Below are 6,000 nucleotides of genomic sequence, written 5' to 3'. Positions count from 1 at the left end.
GGTGCAACTGGTTTAACAGGATCACCGGGAGTAACAGGTGCAACTGGTTTAACAGGATCACCGGGAGTAACAGGCCCGACTGGTTTAACAGGATCGCCGGGAGTAACAGGTGCAACTGGTTTAACAGGATCACCAGGAGTAACGGGTGCAACTGGTTTAACAGGATCACCGGGAGTAACAGGTGCAACTGGTTTAACAGGATCACCAGGAGTAACGGGTGCAACTGGTTTAACAGGATCACCGGGAGTAACAGGTGCAACTGGTTTAACAGGATCACCGGGAGTAACAGGCCCGACTGGTTTAACGGGATTACCGGGAGTAACAGGCCCGACTGGTTTAACGGGATCACCGGGAGTAACAGGTGCAACTGGTTTAACGGGATTACCGGGAGTAACAGGCCCGACTGGTTTAACGGGATCACCGGGAGTAACAGGTGCAACTGGTTTAACGGGATTACCGGGATTACCGGGAGTAACAGGTGCAACTGGTTTAACAGGATCACCGGGAGTAACGGGTCCAACTGGAGTTATTGGACCAATAACAACAACTAATTTATTATTTTACACTTTTTCAGATGGAGAAAAACTTATATATACAGATTCAGATGGGATAGCTCAATATGGTACAACACACATATTACCTCCTGATGAGGTTTCCTATATTAATTTGTTTATTAATGGAATACTTCAACCACAACCATTATATCAGGTTAGTAATGGTCAGCTAACTTTATTGGATAATCAACCACCAACGCAAGGTTCTTCAATTATTTTGCAATTCATCATTATTAATTAAAAAAGACAGATTCTTAAATAAAAAGAATCTGTCTTTTTGTTCTACATTAAAGTAGTTAAACTAAGTGACGATAAATTCGATTGTAATTGGAATTCCGCCGTCTAATGCATCTCCGCCAGGAATTGTAATAGCACCAGTAGGTCCAGTAGTAATACTGGAGTTCACACTAGGTTGAAGAATGCCGTTTACATAAAAGTTGTAATACGTAAAAGTTGGAAAAGCAGTTGCAGTAGTACCAGCATCGTTTAAACAAGCTGTAGCAGCAATTGCAAAAGCTGCACCTGTTCCTGTTCCAGCTCCTAGTGTAGATGTAAATCTTCTAGATGCCATAAATGGTTGGATGATTGGCAATTAATTCTCACCTCCTAAATTATTTTTTGAACGAAGTATAGAATAACTTGTCCGATATATTGTATGAGAGTTTTCTATAATAGAAACGGCTTCTTAATTATTGAGAGAACATAATTTTAGTAAAGATATTGTTACTTATTGGTTATATGCAAATGCTTAGTTTTAATATTTAAATTAAAATGTGCTTTTGGACCTAAGAGATAAACGTGGAAAATTAAAATAAACTCTTAAGTTTAGGTGTTTAATCTAAGCAGTCAATTATTAAAAACATATAATTAATATGTGAGTCATGAACATAATTAAATATCGTTTTTTCAGTTTAATTATAATTCATGTTTCCTATTTGAAGTGAATGAAACCTATACACAATTTATAGTTCTTATAATAGGAAAACACTCAAATATAAAATAAGTAAGGAGGAAATAAATGTCACATAACAATTGTTTTGGTCATAACAACTGCAATAATCCGATTGTTTTCACTCCAGATTGTTGTAACAATCCGCAAACAGTACCGATTACTAGCGAACAATTAGGAAGATTAATAACTTTACTAAACTCTTTAATTGCGGCTATTGCAGCGTTTTTTGCAAATCCAAGTGATGCAAACAGATTAGCTTTACTCAATTTGTTTACTCAACTATTGAACTTACTAAATGAATTAGCACCTTCTCCAGAAGGGAATTTCTTAAAACAATTAATTCAAAGTATTATCAATGTACTACAATCTCCTAGCCCAGATTTAAGCAAATTACTTTCTTTATTACAACAATTCTTCAGTGCTCTTGCACCATTCTTCTTCTCTTTAAAAATTGATCCTGCAAGTTTACAACTTTTATTAAACCTATTAGTTCAACTAATTGGTGCTACTCCAGGAGGTGGCCCAACAGGTCCAACAGGTCCAACAGGTCCAGGAGCAACAGGAGCAACAGGCCCGACAGGAGCGACAGGAGCAGGAGTAACTGGCCCAACGGGAGCAACAGGAGCAACAGGAGCGACAGGCCCAACAGGTCCAACGGGAGACACAGGAGCAGCAGGCCCAACAGGTCCAACGGGAGCAACAGGATTAACAGGAGCGACAGGCCCAACAGGAGCAACAGGCCCGACAGGAGCAACAGGTCCAACGGGAGACACAGGTCCAACGGGAGCAACGGGAGCAACAGGATTAACAGGAGCAACAGGTGGCGGAGCTATTATTCCATTCGCTTCAGGTACAACACCATCTGCGTTAGTTAACGCATTAATAGCTAATACAGGAACTCTTCTTGGATTTGGATTTAGTCAGCCTGGTGTAGCTTTAACTGGTGGAACTAGTATCACTTTAGCGTTAGGTATAGGTGATTATGCATTTGTAGCACCACGAGCAGGAACTATTACGTCGTTAGCAGGTTTCTTTAGTGCAACAGCTGCATTAGCTCCATTATCACCTGTGCAAGTGCAGATACAAATATTAACTGCACCAGCAGCAAGTAATACGTTTACAGTACAGGGAGCACCTCTATTATTAGCACCAGCATTTGCTGTAATAGCGATTGGTGCTACAGCATCGGGAATCATACCTGAAGCTATTCCAGTAGCTGCTGGAGATAAAATACTGTTATATGTTTCATTAACAGCAGCAAGTCCAATAGCTGCAGTTGCTGGATTTGTAAGTGCAGGTATTAATATCGTCTAACTTGTTACAATGTCTGTTTGAAATTTGAACTGGCGTTTGTATATAGCCCTTCCTAATCTTATTAGGAAGGGCTATATTTTATGGGAAGAAAGGTAATAAATCAATTGAGAAGTTTCTTTTTGTTAAGCTGGTATAAAATAAAAATGTATGTTTTAAATTTTATTGTTTATGGAATAAGTTATATAGGTTAAAAATTACCTATAAATAAAAAAGATGAATTCTATTAAAAATAGAATTCATCCATTTCATAAACGGTATACAAGGGAAGTAAGTTATTTATCGTGAGCGTTGAAATGTTATAGTTCAAATTCGTAATAAACTATTTGTTTTTATTACAGTTACATCCTTTTTTCTTTACATAGCCTTGTTCGGCTAAATCTCTTTGCGATTGGGAATTGGAAGATTGAGAATTCGAAGACTGAGAGGATGCTGATGAACTACTATTTTTATTATTAGAGTAGTTTTTTCGATAGTTATAATTACTCATAGTACTATCACCTCCAATTAGATATATAAATATTATATGTATGTACTCTATTAATTGTTACGAAAAAAATAGGAATGGTGGATATACAATAAAAAATCTCCTACGTATTTTCCGAGGAGATCAATAATTGTCTATTAATGAAATAAATTAATATCCCCAGTAAAGAGGGAAATAGTATGAATCTTGGTAATATAAATTTTGTTGTTGGTTAGGAGGCTGAGTTGTTGGGGTTATCGTGCCGCGGTTCTGATTACAGTTTGCTGGAGGACCAATTACTGTAGTGGATTGAATAGGGGATATCGCTTGTTTCCATTGTTGTTCATCGAGACAGTAAGTATGAGCCATCATATTAGCGGGAGTTAATCTTAAAATATCAGAACCAAAAATAACTTCTGGGGTTGGGGCATTGAAAATAGCTAATAAGTGAGTACGATCTGCTGTAGCAATTTCATAATGCCACCACGCTTGTGGGATGTTGGCAACTTGCCCTGGTTTTATCGGTAAGTTTAATATTTGGTTTGTAAAAGGATTAAGTAAGGAAACAACAGCAGATCCTGAAATACAGTAAACAAGTTCAGCTGCATTTTGATGAATATGTGGCTCTACAACATTTCCTGTACTTAAATAGATATCTAATAAAGAAGTATTTTCTAAAGTATTTAATTGTTTTATGCCAAGTACGTTTATATAATTTTGGGCATCTTTTTTAAAAAAATTACTTTTATTTAAATCATGGGTGAAATTGGTTGAGGGGGAAGTGTAGTCGATATTAGAAGTCATTTGTATTACCCGCCTTTCTTATATTTTCATGCAATTTGAATTTAGGATATGAGTCTAGTTATTGAAATGTGAAAGTGTTGCTGCTCTTCGTTTGTAAAGTGATAAAAATGTTCGTTTGAATGCACTATAATTACAAGAGTTTCATTGCGAAAAAAGGTGCTATTAATTACAATTAATGTAAAAGATAGCGCTTTTTTAATTTGGAGTACAAGGGGAGTGCAGAAAATGAACCATACTATTTTAAAAGAGTTGGAAGTTGAATTAAAAAATTACTTTCAACCGTTTTTGAATGCACCTGCAACAATAGAAGAAATTCAATATGCCGAAAGTGAAATGGGAATTGCGTTTCCAGATGAATTACGTAATCTTTATCTTGCACATAACGGTGAGGATAAATCAGGACCAGGGTTGTTTTTTGGTTTGCCATTTCTCCCGTTAGATGAAGTTTTGGATGAGTGGAGAATATGGAAAAGAATTGAAGAGGATGATTTTTTTTATTTTGATGCATTTTCAATACCAACAGAATATATTAAGGAAAGATATGTGAATCACAATTGGATACCTATTAGTAAAGATTATGGCGGTAACAATTTAGGAATAGATGTTGATCCGGATGAAAAGGGGAAAGTGGGACAAGTTATTAATTTTGGACGAGATGAAGAAGTGAAATATGTAATTGCAAATAGAATTTCAGATTTGTTACTATTTATTTTACAAACGTTAAAAAATAAAAATTTCACCATTCACCAAGAAGAAGATTATTTATATTGGAGTTATGGTGCTAACGATAATATACATTTTTTAGACGCTTTATTTAACATTGAATTACCTGTTTTACAGCCCCAATTTATATTTCAATCTGAAAAGAACGTTAAAGATTGGTACGATAGTTTAGATGAGAATTGGAGATATATAGTGGGTGCATCTGAACGTGCAGACAGGTTTGTTAGAGAGAAGAGATTATATTTAGGTGGAAAAGGGTTAGTAGATATTAGTCCATTACAGATGTGTACGGAAGTGAGAGAACTAATTTTATCCGGAAATGAAATTCGAGATTTAGCAGGATTAGAACGAATGAATTCTTTAAAGAAGTTATATTTAGTTAATAACACGGTTCAAGATTTAACACCAATATTACATTTGCAGCACTTACAAGAAATGAGTATAAAGAATACGAAGATAAATAATCTTTCAGCACTTGTAGAAATATCATCATTAAAGAAATTAGACATTTCACATACTAGTATTCAAGATTGTTCGTTACTACCGAAGTTTCAAAATTTAGAATCGCTTACTGTACATATTTCAAATCGCGAGCAGCTCAACGCAATCTCAAAAGTAGATAATTTAAAGCATTTATGTATTTTAGGTTTAGAAAATGTTAGTGAATTGGATTTGCTTGCTTTACAAAATTTAAATAAGTTAATAACAATTGAATTTGAAAATAGCATCATTGCTAATTTAAATTGCTTTCAACACAATGCGTCAATTCAAAATATAAAGTTGACAGATACAAAGGTAAAGGATGGAGCGGCATTAGGCAAAATGAAAGGACTAAAGGAATTAGAATTAGATGGCGCAACAATTGATAACCTTGAAACGGTTTGTTGTTCTCATTCATTAGAAATATTTACAGGATCGTTTGAACAATTTTATATGTTAAAAGACTCATTTGATAGAAAGATAGATTTTTCAAAAGTAATAGGAGGGATGAGTGAAGAAGAAAGTGAAATTTGGCACCAGCATGTAATAGATTAGAAAATAATATTATTATGTAAATAAGTTTATTTGTAGAAGGTATAACTGTTTGACAGTTGATACTGCAATAAAGTGGTTAGATGAAATAAATTATGTGTAACTGAATGTCACATCCCTCCTTAATCGTTCGTCTTGTATGTAGAACGATAAGGAGG

General features: G+C 35.1%; 5 protein-coding genes. 3 read left to right on the top strand and 2 right to left on the bottom strand.

Going from position 1 to position 6,000, the window contains the following annotated elements:
- Window positions 1-795: DUF4183 domain-containing protein (locus MKO96_RS02855; protein WP_240586601.1), on the top strand; the 795-nt coding region annotated here is incomplete at its 5' end.
- A gap of 60 nt (window positions 796-855) precedes the next feature.
- Here the strand turns inward: MKO96_RS02855 and MKO96_RS02850 are convergent.
- A complete protein-coding gene (locus MKO96_RS02850; protein WP_001121646.1) occupies window positions 856-1,146 on the bottom strand; it encodes a DUF4183 domain-containing protein in 291 nt (96 codons plus the stop codon).
- 426 nt (window positions 1,147-1,572) lie between these two features.
- Between MKO96_RS02850 and MKO96_RS02845 the strand changes: the two genes are divergently transcribed.
- Window positions 1,573-2,820 carry an exosporium glycoprotein BclB-related protein gene (locus tag MKO96_RS02845; RefSeq protein WP_240586600.1) on the top strand — a complete coding sequence of 416 codons (1,248 nt, stop codon included), beginning with the start codon at window positions 1,573-1,575 and terminating at the stop codon, window positions 2,818-2,820.
- Between the two features lie 634 nt (window positions 2,821-3,454).
- Here the strand turns inward: MKO96_RS02845 and MKO96_RS02840 are convergent.
- Window positions 3,455-4,087, bottom strand: a complete 633-nt coding sequence (locus MKO96_RS02840; RefSeq protein ID WP_240586599.1) for a cupin domain-containing protein — start codon at window positions 4,085-4,087, stop codon at window positions 3,455-3,457.
- Window positions 4,088-4,312: 225 nt separating this feature from the next.
- Here MKO96_RS02840 and MKO96_RS02835 point away from each other — a divergent pair, with 225 nt between their 5' ends.
- Window positions 4,313-5,845 carry an SMI1/KNR4 family protein gene (locus tag MKO96_RS02835; protein WP_240586598.1) on the top strand — a complete coding sequence of 511 codons (1,533 nt, stop codon included), beginning with the start codon at window positions 4,313-4,315 and terminating at the stop codon, window positions 5,843-5,845.
- Window positions 5,846-6,000: the final 155 nt, after the last annotated feature.

It is taken from the genome of Bacillus sp. ES1-5 (assembly GCF_022487605.1).
GTDB lineage: Bacteria > Bacillota > Bacilli > Bacillales > Bacillaceae_G > Bacillus_A > Bacillus_A wiedmannii.
This window is presented reverse-complemented; position numbering and strand designations above follow the sequence as displayed.